Origin of the sequence: Paenarthrobacter sp. UW852 (assembly GCF_024608385.1) — a bacterium.
In the GTDB taxonomy this organism is placed as follows: domain Bacteria; phylum Actinomycetota; class Actinomycetes; order Actinomycetales; family Micrococcaceae; genus Arthrobacter.
The window spans coordinates 115,379-130,213 of sequence record NZ_JAMSGY010000008.1 but is presented as its reverse complement, the minus strand read 5'-3'; the positions used below and the strand labels follow the sequence as shown (position 1 = coordinate 130,213).

Annotated in this window: 15 protein-coding genes and 1 tRNA gene; 6 read left to right on the top strand and 10 right to left on the bottom strand. The window is 63.0% G+C overall.

The genetic code is table 11. From position 1 onward, the window contains the following. Nucleotides 1-87 precede the first annotated feature (87 nt). The 3 genes from efeO to NEK97_RS15065 all read right to left on the bottom strand — a co-directional run bounded on the left by efeO (nucleotide 88) and on the right by NEK97_RS15065 (nucleotide 4,056). Nucleotides 88-1,275, bottom strand: a complete 1,188-nt coding sequence (gene efeO / locus NEK97_RS15075) for an iron uptake system protein EfeO (RefSeq protein ID WP_257370614.1) — start codon at nucleotides 1,273-1,275, stop codon at nucleotides 88-90. A 43-nt stretch (nucleotides 1,276-1,318) separates the two neighbouring features. After that, the gene (gene efeU, locus NEK97_RS15070) at nucleotides 1,319-2,173 is read right to left on the bottom strand and encodes an iron uptake transporter permease EfeU (RefSeq protein ID WP_235517204.1); all 855 of its coding nucleotides are present in this window, start codon (nucleotides 2,171-2,173) and stop codon (nucleotides 1,319-1,321) included. A gap of 1,391 nt (nucleotides 2,174-3,564) precedes the next feature. Further along, nucleotides 3,565-4,056: a YajQ family cyclic di-GMP-binding protein gene (locus NEK97_RS15065; RefSeq protein WP_017200185.1), complete on the bottom strand. Its 492-nt coding sequence runs from the start codon at nucleotides 4,054-4,056 to the stop codon at nucleotides 3,565-3,567. 182 nt (nucleotides 4,057-4,238) lie between these two features. Here NEK97_RS15065 and NEK97_RS15060 point away from each other — a divergent pair, with 182 nt between their 5' ends. Then, nucleotides 4,239-4,505: a hypothetical protein gene (locus tag NEK97_RS15060; RefSeq protein ID WP_257370613.1), complete on the top strand. Its 267-nt coding sequence runs from the start codon at nucleotides 4,239-4,241 to the stop codon at nucleotides 4,503-4,505. 128 nt (nucleotides 4,506-4,633) lie between these two features. Next, nucleotides 4,634-4,715 (top strand) — tRNA-Tyr (locus NEK97_RS15055). A 141-nt stretch (nucleotides 4,716-4,856) separates the two neighbouring features. On the opposite strand, the gene NEK97_RS15050 is transcribed toward NEK97_RS15055, so the two are convergent. Then, entirely contained in the window at nucleotides 4,857-5,615 is a 759-nt protein-coding gene (locus tag NEK97_RS15050; RefSeq protein ID WP_257370612.1) for a potassium channel family protein, read from the bottom strand. Between the two features lie 36 nt (nucleotides 5,616-5,651). Further along, nucleotides 5,652-5,873: a hypothetical protein gene (locus tag NEK97_RS15045; RefSeq protein WP_211712050.1), complete on the bottom strand. Its 222-nt coding sequence runs from the start codon at nucleotides 5,871-5,873 to the stop codon at nucleotides 5,652-5,654. 165 nt (nucleotides 5,874-6,038) lie between these two features. Between NEK97_RS15045 and NEK97_RS15040 the strand changes: the two genes are divergently transcribed. Next, nucleotides 6,039-6,584, top strand: a complete 546-nt coding sequence (locus NEK97_RS15040; RefSeq protein ID WP_257370611.1) for a thioesterase family protein — start codon at nucleotides 6,039-6,041, stop codon at nucleotides 6,582-6,584. On the opposite strand, the gene NEK97_RS15035 is transcribed toward NEK97_RS15040, so the two are convergent. Genes NEK97_RS15035 through NEK97_RS15025 form a run of 3 tightly spaced genes read right to left on the bottom strand, consistent with a single transcriptional unit; the run spans nucleotide 6,581 to nucleotide 9,072 of the window. After that, complete coding sequence (locus NEK97_RS15035) at nucleotides 6,581-7,381, bottom strand: ABC transporter permease (protein WP_257370610.1); 801 nt, start codon at nucleotides 7,379-7,381, stop codon at nucleotides 6,581-6,583. The two genes, NEK97_RS15040 and NEK97_RS15035, sit on opposite strands and share 4 nt — an antisense overlap. After that, entirely contained in the window at nucleotides 7,374-8,399 is a 1,026-nt protein-coding gene (locus tag NEK97_RS15030) for an ABC transporter ATP-binding protein (protein WP_257370609.1), read from the bottom strand. The genes NEK97_RS15035 and NEK97_RS15030 overlap by 8 nt, the downstream gene beginning before the upstream one ends. Then, on the bottom strand, nucleotides 8,365-9,072 hold the full coding sequence (locus NEK97_RS15025) for a TetR/AcrR family transcriptional regulator (RefSeq protein WP_257370608.1): 708 nt from the start codon (nucleotides 9,070-9,072) through the stop codon (nucleotides 8,365-8,367). Before NEK97_RS15025 ends, NEK97_RS15030 begins: the two co-directional genes overlap by 35 nt. Nucleotides 9,073-9,250: 178 nt before the next feature. Here NEK97_RS15025 and NEK97_RS15020 point away from each other — a divergent pair, with 178 nt between their 5' ends. Further along, the gene (locus tag NEK97_RS15020) at nucleotides 9,251-11,056 is read left to right on the top strand and encodes a GDSL-type esterase/lipase family protein (protein WP_257370607.1); all 1,806 of its coding nucleotides are present in this window, start codon (nucleotides 9,251-9,253) and stop codon (nucleotides 11,054-11,056) included. A gap of 150 nt (nucleotides 11,057-11,206) precedes the next feature. Beyond that, nucleotides 11,207-11,584 (top strand): co-chaperone YbbN, encoded by a 378-nt coding sequence (locus NEK97_RS15015; protein ID WP_211712055.1) that lies wholly within the window; start codon nucleotides 11,207-11,209, stop codon nucleotides 11,582-11,584. A 96-nt stretch (nucleotides 11,585-11,680) separates the two neighbouring features. Here NEK97_RS15015 and NEK97_RS15010 read toward each other — a convergent pair whose 3' ends face one another. Continuing rightward, on the bottom strand, nucleotides 11,681-11,959 hold the full coding sequence (locus NEK97_RS15010) for a putative quinol monooxygenase (protein WP_211712056.1): 279 nt from the start codon (nucleotides 11,957-11,959) through the stop codon (nucleotides 11,681-11,683). An 83-nt stretch (nucleotides 11,960-12,042) separates the two neighbouring features. Between NEK97_RS15010 and NEK97_RS15005 the strand changes: the two genes are divergently transcribed. Further along, complete coding sequence (locus tag NEK97_RS15005) at nucleotides 12,043-13,719, top strand: AMP-binding protein (protein ID WP_257370606.1); 1,677 nt, start codon at nucleotides 12,043-12,045, stop codon at nucleotides 13,717-13,719. Here NEK97_RS15005 and NEK97_RS15000 read toward each other — a convergent pair. Next, nucleotides 13,716-14,687, bottom strand: coding sequence for a DNA-3-methyladenine glycosylase (locus tag NEK97_RS15000; RefSeq protein ID WP_257370605.1), 972 nt, complete (start codon nucleotides 14,685-14,687; stop codon nucleotides 13,716-13,718). The genes NEK97_RS15005 and NEK97_RS15000 overlap by 4 nt on opposite strands. Nucleotides 14,688-14,835: the final 148 nt, after the last annotated feature.

The window sequence follows — 14,835 nt, the reverse complement described above, 5'->3', positions numbered from 1 at the left end:
CAGTCCCGCCGGAACGTTCGACGCCGGCAACCTCACCAGTGCGGTCCGCGTCGGCGGGACCGCTGGTGTGCCCGTAGGGGCAGCCGCTCACAACACGACGGCTGAAGTGAGCTTGGACAGGGGCTCACCCAGCGAATCGACCAAAGCTGCGAGCTGCTGGACCTGTTCCGGGGTCAGCTCGTTGTAGTAGGCGAAGCCGTCGCCCTTGGCGTGCTTCTTGAGCTCAGCCTGGAGGGCGTCGAACTTGCCTGCCAGGGACGTGGCGAGCTCAGGGTTCTTCTGCTCCAAGGCCGGCTTCAGGCTCTCGAAGGCGATCCGGGCCCCGTCAACGTTGGCCTGGAAGTCCCACAAATCGGTGTGCGACCAGATCTCTTCCTCACCCGTGACCTTGCCCGTGGCTACTTCGTCCAGCAGTTCCTTGGCTCCGTTGCCCAGCTTGTCCGCCGTGAGCTCCACTGTACGGGTGCGCTTGGCAAGGTCCTCGGTGTCGGCGACGAGCTGCGTGGAGATGGCGGTCCGCTCGGCGGAGGTCATGGCCGTGTAGCCTGCCGGCGGGAAGAGGTCCTTCTCGGCCCGGTGCCAACCAGTCCATTCCTGGCCAGGCTCAAGGTCTGCTTCCCGGGCGTCGAGCTTGGGGTCCAGATCGCCAAAGGACTCCGCGACGGGTTCAATGCGCTCCCAGTGCATTCGTGTGGCGGCGTACAGGTCACGTGCCTTGGCGGCGTCACCCGCAGCGAAAGCGTCTGCGAACGCCTTGGTGCCCGTGACCAGCTGCTCGGTCTGGTCCTTGACGTAGGCCGCGTACTGCTGGGTCCCCGTGTCCACGAGCTTCTGGAGATCGGCATCGACGCTGGGCTTGTTGCCGGACTCAGTGACTTCGAAGGACGCCCGGATGCCGTCACCCTGCATGCCCGGCTTGCACGCCGTGGTGTACTTTCCTGCGGGAGCAGTCACCACCAGGTTTCGGGAAATGCCCGGGCCGATGTTCTCCACTTCACCAATGATCCGCAGGCCATCCTCGGCGAGCAGGTAGAACTCGGTGACTTCCGTGCCCTCATTCTTCACGGAAAAGGTCAGGTTGCCGCTGGGTGCCGTGCCCGTGGACACCTTGCACTCGTTGGCGGTGCTGGAGACCTGGATGGGGCCATCGGTGGCGCTCACCGGCTTGGTGTTGTCCGTGCAGCCCGTCAGGACCAAAGGCACGGCAACCGCTGCTCCGATGACGGCAAGGGCCTTTCGGAACGTGGGGGATGAGGGCAGGAAAGTGCCAAACATAGGTGTTTCCTTCGTTAAGGAGGAGTGGCGTCGGGGCGCAGGATCAGGGGTGGGCCGCGACGACGGGAGCGGAGGTCTTGCTTGCAGCCTGGGTTGAAGGCTTGCGGTTGGCCCGGATGTACAGGAACAAGACGGGAACAACGTAGAGGAGCCAGGCTGCGGCTTCAAGCCAGGTGGTGGCCGGGGAAAAGTTGAGGGTGCCCTTCAGCAAGGTGCCGTACCAGGACGACGGCGGGATGGCAGCTGAGACGTCGAAGGCAAGGTTGTGGAGGCCCGGGAGGATTCCGGCTTCCTGGAGATCATGGATTCCGTACGCCAGGACGCCGCCTGCGATGACGATCAGGCCTACCCCGGTCCAGGTGAAGAACCGGCCCAGGTTTACTTTGAGGACGCCCCGGTGGAGCAGGTAACCCAGGCCCGCGGCGGCCAGCAGGCCCAACAACGCGCCGAGCAGCGGGAACGTGGTTTGTCCGGTGGCTTGCGCCGCGGCCCAAATAAACAGCGCTGTCTCCAGCCCTTCCCGTCCCACGGCGAGTGCTGCCACGAGCACCAGGCCCCAGGCGGCGCCGTCGGCTGCTTTGTCCACGTGGGAGCGAAGCTCGCTGCCCAGGCTGCGCGCAGTGCGTGCCATCCAAAAGACCATCCAGGTCACCAGGCCCACAGCGACGATGGACAGTCCGCCGCCTATGGCTTCCTGGGCTTCGAACGTCAGGCCGCGCGGACCGAAGGTGAGGACTGCACCGAAGGCGAGGGAAACTGCGATGGCGAGTCCCACTCCGGCCCAGAGCCGGGGGATCAGGTGCCGCCGGTCGGTCTTGACGAGGTAGGCCATCAGGAGGACCACGACGAGTGATGCCTCAAGGCCTTCGCGCAGGCCGATCAGGAAGTTGGCGGTCATGTAGGTTTCTTTCACTAAGGGGAGCCGTACTTAGGCCCGCCTAAGGAAGAAGAATACTGGGTTCCATCGATTACGCAAACTATTCATGTCCTAATTTGCGGCTGCATTACGGTGATCATGTCGCCGAAGGGCTGGGGCTCGCTTCGTGCTCGCCCAGTTCCTAGGGGATTCGCAACTCCGCGGCCCACCTTGTATCGAAGTCGGCTGAGCTACCCAGGGAGTTCGCTCGGGTAGCCGTCAACCGAATGGAGCCGGTGAGCAGGTCGAGACGCTTCCAGCTTCTGCGGGAGGTCGCGACTGACTCCCTGGCGCTATCAAACTATCGGACAAGCTATTTAGCCATTTGTTGGATTTATTAGTTGGGTATTGATAGTCTCGGCCATGTCCGGCCCCGGTGGTGATGCCGCTGGCGGTTCATATTTTCACTTTGGGGGTTTCTATGTCGCGTGTGTTGTCGAATGCCAGCGATTAGGACGCATATAAGGATTCTCACGGCTGCGACGGCTGTGCTCATGATGGGAATGACAATGACCGCATGCGCTGAGAAGGGGCCCAACTCGACAATGTCTGACGATGCGACGCCGGAAGAGACCATCAGTGCCAGGGAAGGACGGGACCGCGTGGTCGAACTCGTCATCAACACCACGAAGCAGCTCGACGTCACCGGTTGGTGGCCACGCAACGGCGTAGCGTGGGCACAGGAGTGCTCCCTCGGAACGGGCGGGAAGGGAGCCGGCTACGGTTACGACCACTGGGCGCCGCAAGGAACTAATCATATTGAGGACGCCAAACGCGTAGCCGAGTATTGGAAATCTCTCGGCATGACCGTACGCACCGTGAACCCGACAACCCACCCGACCGTTTACGGGGAGGGTGGACCGGTCCTGCGCGCTAGCTTCGATACAGATAGGCTGCGTGAATACTACGATGTGGGCGCTGTTGCCCCCTGTTCACCGGGCGACGCGGTTACTTTGGACGACGAAGACGAAACAGAACGTAACAAGGCAAAGTACTCCCCGGGGACGAAGGCGTTGTCGTTCGAGAAGACCCCACGCAATAGCTCCGCGAGGCGACCACACCCGCTGTCCGCCACGCGGTCCTTACTGTCGCTCCCGCGAGGCAGCCGGGATAGGGGACTTCACCCTTCACGAGTTCAGCCACTTCGCATCCGGTCTGATCGCCGATGGCTGCGACGTCGTGACCGTACAGCGGTCGCTGGGGCATGCGGCGCCGTCGACCACGCTAAACACCTACTCCCACCTGTGGCCTACCGCCGAAGACAAAAACGAGGACCGCAGGATCAAGGCTGATCGCTGCGGTCCTCGGAGATTCTGCGGACCCTATGCAGACTACCGGGACAAGCGCCCAATAATCACGCGGCCAGATCCGGTTTAGCTGCGGAAGTTCACGAACTGAAGGTCGGCCTCTTCGAACTTCTTGAGGATGTTCATGGTCTCCTGCAGATCGTCGCGCGACTTGGAGGTAACCCGGAGTTCATCGCCCTGGATCTGGGACTTGACGGACTTGGGAGCCTCGTCGCGGATGATCTTGTTGATCTTCTTGGCGATGTCCTGGGCAATGCCCTCCTTGATGGTGCACTCAAGGCGGAACTCCTTGCCGGACGGGAACGGCTCACCCTGGTCCAGGGACTTCAGCGAAATGCCGCGCTTGATCAGCTTGGACTGGAAGACATCCAGGACAGCCAGGACGCGGTCCTCGGAGTTGGCCTTCATGAGGATCTTCTCACCGCTGAAGTCGATCTCCGCGCCGACGCCCTTGAAGTCGTATCGCTGCGCGATTTCCTTCTGGGACTGGTTGAGCGCGTTGGCGACCTCTTGCTTGTCTACCTTGCTGACGACGTCGAATGTGGATTCGCCTGCCATGACTCTCCTTAGGTTTGGGGCCCTGTAGGGCGGGGTTGGTCTGCCATCCAGCCTAATACGGAAGGCGCCTTTAGGGGCGGTGGACGGCTTTCACAGTTCGCTCACAGCACACGCAAGGTTGGAACTGAGGCAACGCGCCGAAAGTTGTACCAGTTGGAAGAGCGCAACGTCGGAGGAACAGCATGAGCAGCAAGGCCGTCCAGTCCATCAGCAAGTCCGCTTCCGCGGCAGCGGGCTCCATTGGGACGGCGGCAGTGGCTGCGGCGAGTGCGGTGGCAGCGGCGGCTGTGGCAGCCTCGATTGTCCTGAGCCCCGTTCCGGATGCAACGTCCCGCATGGACGGTGTGCACGCGGACCTGCTCCGGGCCGTACAGCTGAACCAGATCACTCCTGAGCAGGCCGAGAAGTTCGAAGCGAAACTGGCCGGCCGGATCCTCGGCGAATCCTGAACCACGTGGAATTTCAGCGTGCTGAGCCTCGATTAGATTCTTCGCACAAACTTCTGTAAGGTTGTCTCTGCCTTCGGTTACCGGATCGAAAAGAAACGGTCTCCGGAAGTGATCTTCTTTTGAAGTTCGGCAGATTACCCGAGCGGCCAAAGGGGGCTGACTGTAAATCAGCTGGCAACGCCTACGGGGGTTCGAATCCCTCATCTGCCACCCAGGAAAAATCCCCGGAACCAATGGTTCCGGGGATTTTTTTTATGCCCAAAAGCGCGCGGGTCCAGCGGGGCGCGCGGGTCCAGCGGGGCCCGCGAGCCCGCGGGTCCAGCGGGGCATGCGAGCCCGCCGGGCCTATAACTAGGGGCGTTCGGTGATGCGCCGGAGCTCGGCGATCTCCATCCTCAGTGCGGCGATTTCAGCAACCAGGTCGGCCATCTCCGCGCGGACGGGCTGCTCGGCCGCTGCGGCCTTCACTTCGGCGGCCGCCGCCATGCCCTCCGCGTTCTCCTCGATCCTTTGCACCAGCCAGGATGCGATGGACGCGGTGACGATACCCAGGACAGCGATGCCGCTCATCATGAGGGCAGCGGCCACCACCCTGCCAATGGGGGTAACCGGGTAGAGGTCGCCGTAGCCCACTGTCGTTATGGTGGTGACAGCCCACCAGGCGGCGTCGCCGAAGGTCAGGATTTTGGCGTCGGGGGCGTTTTGCTCGACGTCGAGGACCGCAAGGGCGCCAATGAGGATGAGCATCGCGGCGGCCCCCGCCACATACGTGGCCACGCGCCCTCGCAACGTTTCTCCTACCGTGCGTTGGAGGACCGAGAGGAGTGTCACCAGCCGCAACAGACGCAGGGGGCGGAAGAAGGGAAGCACGACGATCAGGAGTTCATGCAGGTTCCACAGGAACCAGCGCGTTCTGTTCTCGGCGAGCCACAGGTTGACGAAGTAGTCCAGCGCGAAGATGCCCCAAGTGATCCACATGATGACTTCGAAGGGTGTACCCGCGGCACCGTCGACGCGCCCGATGACCTGCCAGGCGTAGGCAGTGAGGAAAATAAGTGCCGTGGCCATGAGCGGCCATTCCACCAGATCGCGGTATCGCGCTTGAGTCATAGGGGAATACTAGCCACGGCGGAAGCTAAGCCTGCGTTAGGCGGCAGGTGCTTCGAGCCAGTAACCGTCCAGGTAGTGAATCAGTTGCCGCCCCAGGCCGCCTTTGAGTTGGATCCACAGGGTGCTGCGGTCATTCGTCATACCGTCAATGGTTCCTTCGATGCGGTTGCCGCGGGCATCCTGAAGGACAACAACCTGGTGGCGGGAGAGTTCCGGCCAGACTTCACCGTGAGGCTTGGTGGTTTGCAGCGTGCTCAAAGGGGTCCCCTTGTATGTTCTTCCATCGATTCAGTTCCAGATATTGTGCACGTGTTTGATGAACCGGCGGTAAACGTTAGTGCAATCGTTGGACATGAAGTGCGGCATGCGTCCAACCCGGGCTCGTCTATTCCCTCAGAAGTTACCCGCGGGTAACATTGGGGTATGCACCTGTTACTTCGCACTCTCATGCTGCTGTTCACCTCGTCACGACGCTCCCGGCTGGGCGTGTGGGAGGAATCATCCCTGCCTTTGCGGGTGCTGCCGACGGACATTGACATCGCCATGCACGTCAACAACGGTATGTATTTCTCGCTCATGGACCTGGGCCGGTTCGACCTCATGGTCCGCAGCGGTATCTGGAGCAAGATGCGCAAACGCGGATGGACCCCGGTTGCAGCCGGGGAGACCATTGCCTTCCGCAAATCCCTGCAGCTGTGGCAGCAATACAGCATCGAAACACGCATCATTGGCTTGGACACCAAGGCCATCTACTTTGAGCAGCGGATGGTGGTGGACGGCGAGATCTACGCCCGCGCGCACATCGCCACCCGCTTGGTCCGCAAGGGCAAGCCGGTCACGCAGGAAGAAATCATCGCGGAATTCGGTGCACCTCCCGCAGGCCTGGAACTGCCGGAATGGATCCATGAATGGCGGGAGAACAACGCCCTCCCGGGAGCACGCCGCCCCGCCCCGCATGCTTGGAGCTAGACTCCCACATCCCTGCGCTGCAGAGCCACGGCCGCCAGCACGATCAGTGCTGCCGAGATCCCGAGCAAACCCACGGCAACTCCCCAATCGGCCCCATTGGCCACCGGGGAGTTGCCGTACGCCCAGTGGTAGGGCGAAAGGTTCAGCAACCAATCAACTTTGGGGCTTTGCCTGCCCACGGCGTTGAACACGTAGCCCAGGACCGCCACCGCGGCGCCAGCCGCGACGCCGAACACCTTCCGGCCCGTCAGGGCGCCCACGAAGAGCGCGGCCGTCGCGCTCAGCAAGGCCAACGCGGCGAACAGCAGGACAGCGCCGGCGAGATGCCCGACGTCGATGTTCAGTTGCGCCGGACCGTTCAGTCCCAGCACCAACACGAAGACGAGAACGGAGAGGGCTGCAACCCGGACAACGATCGCCAGTGCCCTCTCCAGCACCACCTGAACACGGGTAACGCTGTGCGCCAGGGTCAGTTCCAGCAACCCTGATTCCTCGTCGCCGCCAACCGCGGCAGCGCCCCAGCCAACAGAAGCCATGGACATCAGCAAGAAGCCAATCAACCCGAACAGGGTGGCCTGCGTATAGCCGGGACCGGTCGCGATCTGGTCGTAGTTCAAGGCTTTGGTCATCTGTGGTGGCAACGCATTGATCAGCTCCTGCATCTGCGAGCTGCCCCCGATGGAGGGATAGATCGGCAGGTACAGCATGCAGGCCCCGGTGAGGCCCAAAGCCCACGCGAGGGTGGAGCGCCAGGAGTCCGTCAGGGCTTTTGTGAACAGTGGCAGGATCCTAGGCACGGTGTGCCCCTTCCTTAAGGTTGCGGCCGGCTTCAGGGCTGCGGTTGGCTGCGGAGCCGTCAGATATACCGGTGTTATCCGATTCCGCAAGGTCACTTCCTGCGTAAAGCGTCAGCACCGCCTCTTCGAGGTCGGGTTCTTCAAGCACAAGGTCCGTCAGGTTCAAACGCGCCAACTCCTGGACAAGGGCCTGGACGGGTCCGGAGAGCGAGGCGGTGGCCTCCACTGTCCGGGCCGCATGGCCGTCGGCGGGGAGCTCCCGTACTACCACGTTGGCGACTCCCGGCACCCTGGCCAGCAACGCGCCGACGTCGTCCGTCCGTGTGCCTATTGCGTTGAACTTCAGCTGCCGGACGGCAGCGGTGCGGAGGGCTTCCACCGTGGAAACGGTGACAATGTCGCCGTCGCGAAGGATGGCTACCGCGTCTGCTGCCTGCTGGACTTCGCTGAGGACGTGAGAGCTGAGGAACACCGTGGCGCCGGCATCGACCGCCTCACGGACCATCGCGTGGAACTGTTGCTGGACCAGGGGATCCAGGCCGCTGGTGGGTTCGTCCAGCACCAGCAGCTCGGGTCGGTGCATGAACGCCTGCAGAAGACCGAGCTTTTGTTTGTTGCCTTTGGAGAGCTTGCGGGTCTGCCGGTCCAGGTCCAGGTTCAGCCGGTCCGCCAACTCGTTGATGTACCGCGGTTCCACTGGCCCGCTGATTGCCGCGAAGTGATCCAGCATGCGACGTCCGGTGGTCCGGTTTTCAAGTTGCAGCTCACCTGGCAGGTACCCGATCCGGCGTCGAAGGCCTGTCCCCGCGCGCCGCGGATCCTGGCCCAGCACCGAGATGGTTCCCGCGCTGGGCCTGATGATGTCCAGCAGGCAGCGCATGGTGGTGGTTTTTCCTGCGCCGTTCGGTCCGATGACTCCGAACACCGTTCCGGCCTCGACGGCGAAGTCCAGTCCGTGCAGGACCTCGCGACGGCCGAACTTCTTACGCAACCCCTCGACGACGATTGCCTGGGTCACGGGGCATGCTCCCTTCGGTGGTGCTTTCTTGTTGTTGGAGGGCTTCGCGGGCCGCATCAAGGAACCGCGAGTCTGTGTAGAAACCGTTCGTGTAGACATCCAGGGCGGGCAACGTCAGCTGCCTCAGCAACTCCGGGCCGATGCCGTGTGGCCCGGACACCGGAGCGCCCAGCACCCGGGACAGGTGCCTGCCCAGCATCAGCATGGACAGGCTGTTGGAAGCGATAACGACGGCGGTGGCCCGGATATCCGCAAAGGCCCGGATGGTTCCGGCCTGGATACCGGCGTTGATGATGTCCTCTGTCTGGCTGACCACGCCATCAAAAAACGCGTTGCCGGCATCTGATTCATCGCCCAGTGCACGCCGGATGTATGCGATCTCATCGGCGTATTCGTCCGGGTGGTTGAGGTAATCCTGGATAAGCATCCGGGTTGTTCCCGGGTCGGTCTTCTCGCGGCCTTGGCTGGCGGTCTGTGACAGTACGTGCTGGTCGCAGGCCTCACGGAGTCCGGCTTTGCTGCCGAAGTGGTGGATTACCAGGCCCGGGCTAACTCCTGCCTCGGTTGCCACGGAGCGGACCGTGGCGCGGGAGAAACCTTCACGGCCAAAGAGGCCAATTGCCGCATCCCGGATACGCGCCCTGGTGGTCAAATCTTCTACGGTTGAACGCATGTTTCAAATACTAAACACTTGTTCAATGTGCGGCAAGGGCTGCAAGAAAAGTAACGATGTCGCAGCAATGGACGCGTCGCCGTGCAACTGGGTGACATGCATCGGGATACTTGGCTGAGTGTTTCCGGCAGGGAAGCAACGGCAGGGCAATCCGCCCGCGTTTATATGGGGTAGCAGCATGGGGTCCTCAGGATCGGACACCGGAGGATTCCGGCACAAAATCGCCACAGCGGCAGCGGCATTGCTGCTCATGGTCCTTCCGTCAGGGGTGGCGTCGGCGGAAACCGGGGTGCAGGGGCCGGCCGTCAGTGGCGCCATAGGACAGCTGTACAACACGAGCCCCTGGGCGCGCGGCGTCTTGCTGCGGCCAACAGGTACCGAGCAGTGCACCTCTACAGGATGCGTGCAGAAATTCGCCGGTGGAGACATCGCGTGGTCGGCCAGGACTGGAGCCAGGGTTGTAGTGAACGGTGCCGTTCGCACGGCGTGGTGGGACTTGGGTGGGCCGTTCGGCTCCCACGGCTATCCCACGACCGACACGGCGAGCGGGCTTCGGGATGGTGGAACAAAGCAGGTCTTCGAACGCGGCGCCATCATTTCCTCGAGGGCCACCGGCACGCAGGAGACCACGGGATCGATCCACTTTGCCTGGCTGCGTACGGGATCCGAATCCGGCTACCTTGGCTATCCCGTTACCGGCGAGCGTACGGGACTGCCCGACGGCGGCACGTACCAGGTGTACGAACACGGCTTCATCGTTTGGTCGCAGGCAAGCGGAGCGCATCCGTCCATGGGAGCCATCCGTGAGCGCTGGCGCCAGTCAGGGCTTGAAGGCGGGGAACTTGGATACCCCACCACGGACGAATCCACCGGACTGAAGAACGGGGGATCGGCACAGCAGTACCAACGCGGAATGATCGCAAGGTCCCCGGCCACCGGAGCCCACGCTCTGACCGGTGCAATCCGTGCCTACTGGTCGTCCACGGGCGGACAGAACGGTGCACTGGGGTATCCCGTGGGGGAGGAAAACCGCCAAGGGAACTTTGTGTACCAACAGTTCCAAGGCGGCACGGTCTATTGGTCGGCGGCAACCGGGGCGCACTCCACCACGCACGGTGACATCCACAACCGCTACGTGGCCCTTGGGGGAGCGGCCGGGAGCCTGGGCCTGCCCCTCACAGACAAACTTCCGCGGGCCGGCGGTTTGGTACAGCAATTCTCCAAGGGGTGGCTGGTCTGGGGGCCGGGCACCGGAGCGCAAGTCGTTGGGAATCCGACATACAGGGTGTGGTCGGAAAACCCGGGTGACTTCGGCTGGCCGCTGCGTGACACCTGGACCGATTACCGCGGCGAACATGCGGCATTCCAAAAATTGGAGACCATCTGGAACAAGGCCACCCAGGAGCTGTATTCAGCCGAGCCCGTGGACGCATCGACAGCTGTGTTCCTTGGCGACTCCCAGCTCGACCTTGATTCCTGGGCGGAACAGGGAGCCCGTGCTGCCGGCTACCCCCGGCAGGTGGTGCGGAGCATCGGCGGAATAGGTTACGTCTCCGGAAGCGCGGTTGGCTCGGCAACGGACGCTGTCCTGAACGACCGGATCCTTCTGCCCCAAGGCAACCCGGGCCTGGTGGTGGTGAACCTTGGTGGCAACGATGCGCGGATCTTCGCGACGGATGCAGCCATCCTGTCCCAGGCCAACAAGCTGTGGGACGAGCTCAGACGCAAGTACCCGCGCAGCACCATCGTGATCAATGGCGTTTTGTCCCGCTACGACTCCAGCCACTTCCAGCGTCGATGGGTGGATGGAATGCTGATGCGCGAAACCGCGCTCCGTGGCTGGCCGCACATTTCCATGGCCGGTACTGCCACCATTGCCGGAGCAGACGGCAATTACCTCGACAACATCCACATGAACCAGGTTGGCCACAACAAAGTGGCTCCGCTCTACGCATCGGCCCTGAGGTACGTCCTGGGCAGGTAGCATCCCGTTGCGGGGCCCGCTCTACGCCCTGCGGATTGGTTTTGGCCCGCTAAGGGGACCCCGCAACGGAGGGGACCCCGCCGTTATTCCCTGTGACGCGGGAAGCGAACACCGCGGGACATAGCAGGCAGGGTCGCGTACCGTGGAAGCATGGCTACAGTTGACATCACTGGAGAACAGTTCGCATCGACCATCGAGGACAACGATATTGTCCTGGTGGATTTCTGGGCTGCCTGGTGCAGCCCATGCCGCCAGTTTGCTCCCACTTACGGGGCAGCCTCGGAGAAGCACTCTGACGTCGTCTTCGCGAAGGTGGACACCGAGGCCGAGCAGCAGCTCGCCGCCGAAGCCGGAATCACATCCATCCCCACGTTGATGGCCTTCCGCGAGAAGGTTCTGGTCTTCTCCCAGCCCGGCGCCCTCAACGGACCCCAGCTGGAACAGGTCATTGAAGCCGTCAAGGGCCTGGACATGGAAGAAGTCCACGCCCACGTTGCCAAGGCCCGTGCCGAGGCCCAGGAAAGCTAAACCCCTCCGGTGAATTCGCCGGAAACGCACCGAGGTCGCCGGAAAATTCCGGCGACCTCGGTGCTTTAAGGCGTTCTCGCAACCCCCGGCGAATCCTTAGAGCCTGTCGAGCTTGACGGGCTCGGCAAGCAGGGCGCTCAGCGACTCGTTGAGGTCCTGCACCGCGATGCCCTTGGAGTGCTTCTCGAGGAGTTCCTCGGATTCCCAGCGCTCCGTGAGGACGAGCTTTTCTTCGGTGGCTTCCGTCAGTTCGTAACGGATGCAGCCGGGTTCGTTGACGACCTCATCGATCGCGATTTCCAAAGCGAGCTTCACGCGGAAGAACTCGCCCTCGTTGGGGATAAATGTGGCCTGCAGGTCAATGGGTGCACTCATGGTTCCAACCCTACCGGCAGGACACGGCGGCGCTGGAGGTGATGACGGTTCTGTTGCGGGCACTGTCTTGGTAGCGTTCCGTCATGTTGTCCTACACCGCCGGAGACACTGACGTCCCGCTGCTCGAAGAGACCATTGGTGCCAATTTTGAGCGCATCGCCGCCCGGTTTCCCCTCCGGGACGCCCTGATCGAGGCGGCGCCCACACCGGGAGGGGACGCCCGCCGCTGGAGCTACCAGAAGCTGAACGACGACGTCGACCGCCTCGCCCGCGCGCTGCTGGCCACAGGCGTGGCCAAGGGCGAAAGGGTGGGTATCTGGAGCCCCAACTGCGCCGAGTGGACCATCCTGCAGTACGCCACAGCGAAGATCGGCGCGGTGCTGGTCAACGTCAATCCTGCCTACCGTAGCCATGAGCTGGAGTTCGTGGTGAAGCAGAACGGCATGCGGATGCTGGTGACTGCCCCGTCGGACAAAAACAGCGACTACGTCGGCATGGCGCGTGCTGCGGCTGTCTCCTGTCCCGAGCTTCGCGAGGTGGTGTTCCTCCCCGGTGACCCGGCGAACGGACTCACAGCCGGCGTCCCCGAAGCGGGCCACGAACTGTCCTACGCCGAGCTGCTGACCCGTGCTGACGGCGTCGGGCCCTCAGCGGTACGCGACCGCATGGCAGAACTCGATCCGCACGATCCCATCAACCTGCAGTACACCTCGGGCACCACGGGCTTCCCGAAGGGCGCCACCCTGACCCACCACAACATCCTCAACAACGGGCACTCGATCGGCAGGCTCCTGAACTATACAGAGCATGACCGTGTGGTCATCCCGGTGCCCTTCTATCACTGCTTCGGTATGGTGATCGGCAACCTGAATGCGCTGAGCTTCGGTGCTGCCACTATTATTCCCAGCCGTGGGTTCAGCCCGTCGGCGGCCCTGGAAGCGGTGCAGGACTTCGGCGGCACCTCGCTGTACGGCGTTCCAACCATGTTCATCGCGGAGCTGGCCCTGGAGGATTTCGGCTCCTATGATCTCTCGACCTTGAGGACGGGAGTCATGGCCGGATCCCTTTGTCCCATCGAGGTTATGCGGCGGGTCATCGATGAGATGCACATGGTGGATGTGGCCATTTGCTATGGCATGACCGAGACCTCGCCCGTGTCCACCATGACGCGCGCCGGAGATACGTTGGAGCAGCGGACCAGCACCGTGGGACGGACCATGCCGCACCTCGAGAGCCGGATCGTTGACCCTGGAACCGGTGAGGTGGTGGAGCGGGGAGTGATTGGTGAGCTCTGCACCAGGGGCTACGCGGTGATGCAGGGATACTGGGGCCAGCCGGACAAGACCGCCGAGGCCATCGACGCCGAGGGTTGGATGCACACCGGCGACCTCGCCCGCATGGACCAGGACGGCTACCTAGTGATCGAGGGCAGGATCAAGGACATGGTGATCCGCGGTGGTGAAAACATCTACCCGCGTGAAATCGAGGAGTTCCTGTACTTGCACCCGTCCATCCAGGACGTGCAGGTGATCGGCGTCCCCGACGAAAAGTACGGCGAGGAGCTCATGGCCTGCATCATACTCAAACCCGGAGCCGGTCCGCTGACTGCCGCGGACCTGGCCGAGTACTGCCGGGGCAAACTGGCCCACTACAAGATCCCGCGCTACGTGGATGTCCGCGAGAGCTTCCCCATGACGGTGTCCGGCAAGGTACGGAAAGTGGACATGCGCCAAGAGGCGGTCTCCCGCCTCCACCTCTAATGGGAGCGGTGGTCCTGCACTGTCATCCGGGGTCCGAACGTGGGCTTCCGGAAGCCACTCAAGTACAGCATCCGGACCACCCGTTGCCGCTGCCCATGCCAGGGTTTCATCAGCTCGATCATGCCGGCGTCGTCGGTCTTCTGTCCGGTCAGCGCGTACCCGACGTAGGAAGCCAAATGGTAGTCGCCCACGGAAATCGAGTCGGGGCAGCCGTGGGTTCGTTGGACCACCTCGGCGGCGGTCCAGATCCCGATGCCCGGGATGGTCTGCAGCTTGGCTCCGGCCTCGGCTGAGTCCAGTTGCCCGAGACGTTCAAGGGCGACGGCGGACTGCAGCGCCCGCATGACTGTTGCCGAGCGCTGTGGCCCGACTCCGGCTTTGTGCCACTCCCACGATGGAATGGCCAACCACTGCCTGGCAGTTGGGGGAACGAGGAGCCCCGCGGGGGCCATGCCAGGGGCCGGCGTTCCATACCTGTACATCAGGTACCGGTACCCGCGCCGTGCCTCCAAGGTGGTGACCTTCTGCTCCAGGATGGTGGGCACCAATGAGTCAACCATTCGCCCGGTGGAGGGTAGCCGCACAGCCAGGTTCCGGCGTCGTGATTCTGTGACCAGGCGGGGGAGCGTGGCATGGAAGGCTGGTTCGTCGAAAGCGGTCCAGTCATCGTGGGCGCCGAGCAACCTGGGCACCGCGGCCACGGCATCCGCGGCGCCGGGGCCCCACGCCTGGGCATCCACGAAGCAGCCGGCCCCGAGGCCGCCTCCCGAGAGACGCAGCGTAACCGGTCCCGAAGCAGCGGTGAACGCCATCCAGTAACCGGAGGAGTGCGCCGCAAAGGATGGATCAGCATTGCCCCGCATGAGGGGGAACATGGTCTGATCCAAACGGAAGGAACTGCCGGGATGCCACCTGATGGCTGCATCTGCCGCGGCCGCAATGCGTGGCGGGGCTTCTGCGATGGTCATGTTTTCATGGTCCCACGCCCGGCTGACAATCCCATTAATAGCCCCTTACGGCAGCTAATAGCCCCTTACGGCAGCGGCCGCCCGGGTCTAGACTCCCTGATGTGGCACGGGTGGGCCGCGCCGCATCCCAGGAAAGACTTCCAGGAAC

Bases quoted from the DNA above. Each gene is read 5' to 3' on its own strand.
- efeO (WP_257370614.1), bottom strand. From the start codon at position 1,275: ATGTTTGGCACTTTCCTGCCCTCATCCCCCACGTTCCGAAAGGCCCTT.
- efeU (WP_235517204.1), bottom strand. From the start codon at position 2,173: ATGACCGCCAACTTCCTGATCGGCCTGCGCGAAGGCCTTGAGGCATCA.
- NEK97_RS15065 (WP_017200185.1), bottom strand. From the start codon at position 4,056: ATGGCAGGCGAATCCACATTCGACGTCGTCAGCAAGGTAGACAAGCAA.
- NEK97_RS15060 (WP_257370613.1), top strand. From the start codon at position 4,239: ATGAGCAGCAAGGCCGTCCAGTCCATCAGCAAGTCCGCTTCCGCGGCA.
- NEK97_RS15050 (WP_257370612.1), bottom strand. From the start codon at position 5,615: ATGACTCAAGCGCGATACCGCGATCTGGTGGAATGGCCGCTCATGGCC.
- NEK97_RS15040 (WP_257370611.1), top strand. From the start codon at position 6,039: ATGCACCTGTTACTTCGCACTCTCATGCTGCTGTTCACCTCGTCACGA.
- NEK97_RS15025 (WP_257370608.1), bottom strand. From the start codon at position 9,072: ATGCGTTCAACCGTAGAAGATTTGACCACCAGGGCGCGTATCCGGGAT.
- NEK97_RS15020 (WP_257370607.1), top strand. From the start codon at position 9,251: ATGGGGTCCTCAGGATCGGACACCGGAGGATTCCGGCACAAAATCGCC.
- NEK97_RS15015 (WP_211712055.1), top strand. From the start codon at position 11,207: ATGGCTACAGTTGACATCACTGGAGAACAGTTCGCATCGACCATCGAG.
- NEK97_RS15010 (WP_211712056.1), bottom strand. From the start codon at position 11,959: ATGAGTGCACCCATTGACCTGCAGGCCACATTTATCCCCAACGAGGGC.
- NEK97_RS15005 (WP_257370606.1), top strand. From the start codon at position 12,043: ATGTTGTCCTACACCGCCGGAGACACTGACGTCCCGCTGCTCGAAGAG.
- NEK97_RS15000 (WP_257370605.1), bottom strand. From the start codon at position 14,687: ATGACCATCGCAGAAGCCCCGCCACGCATTGCGGCCGCGGCAGATGCA.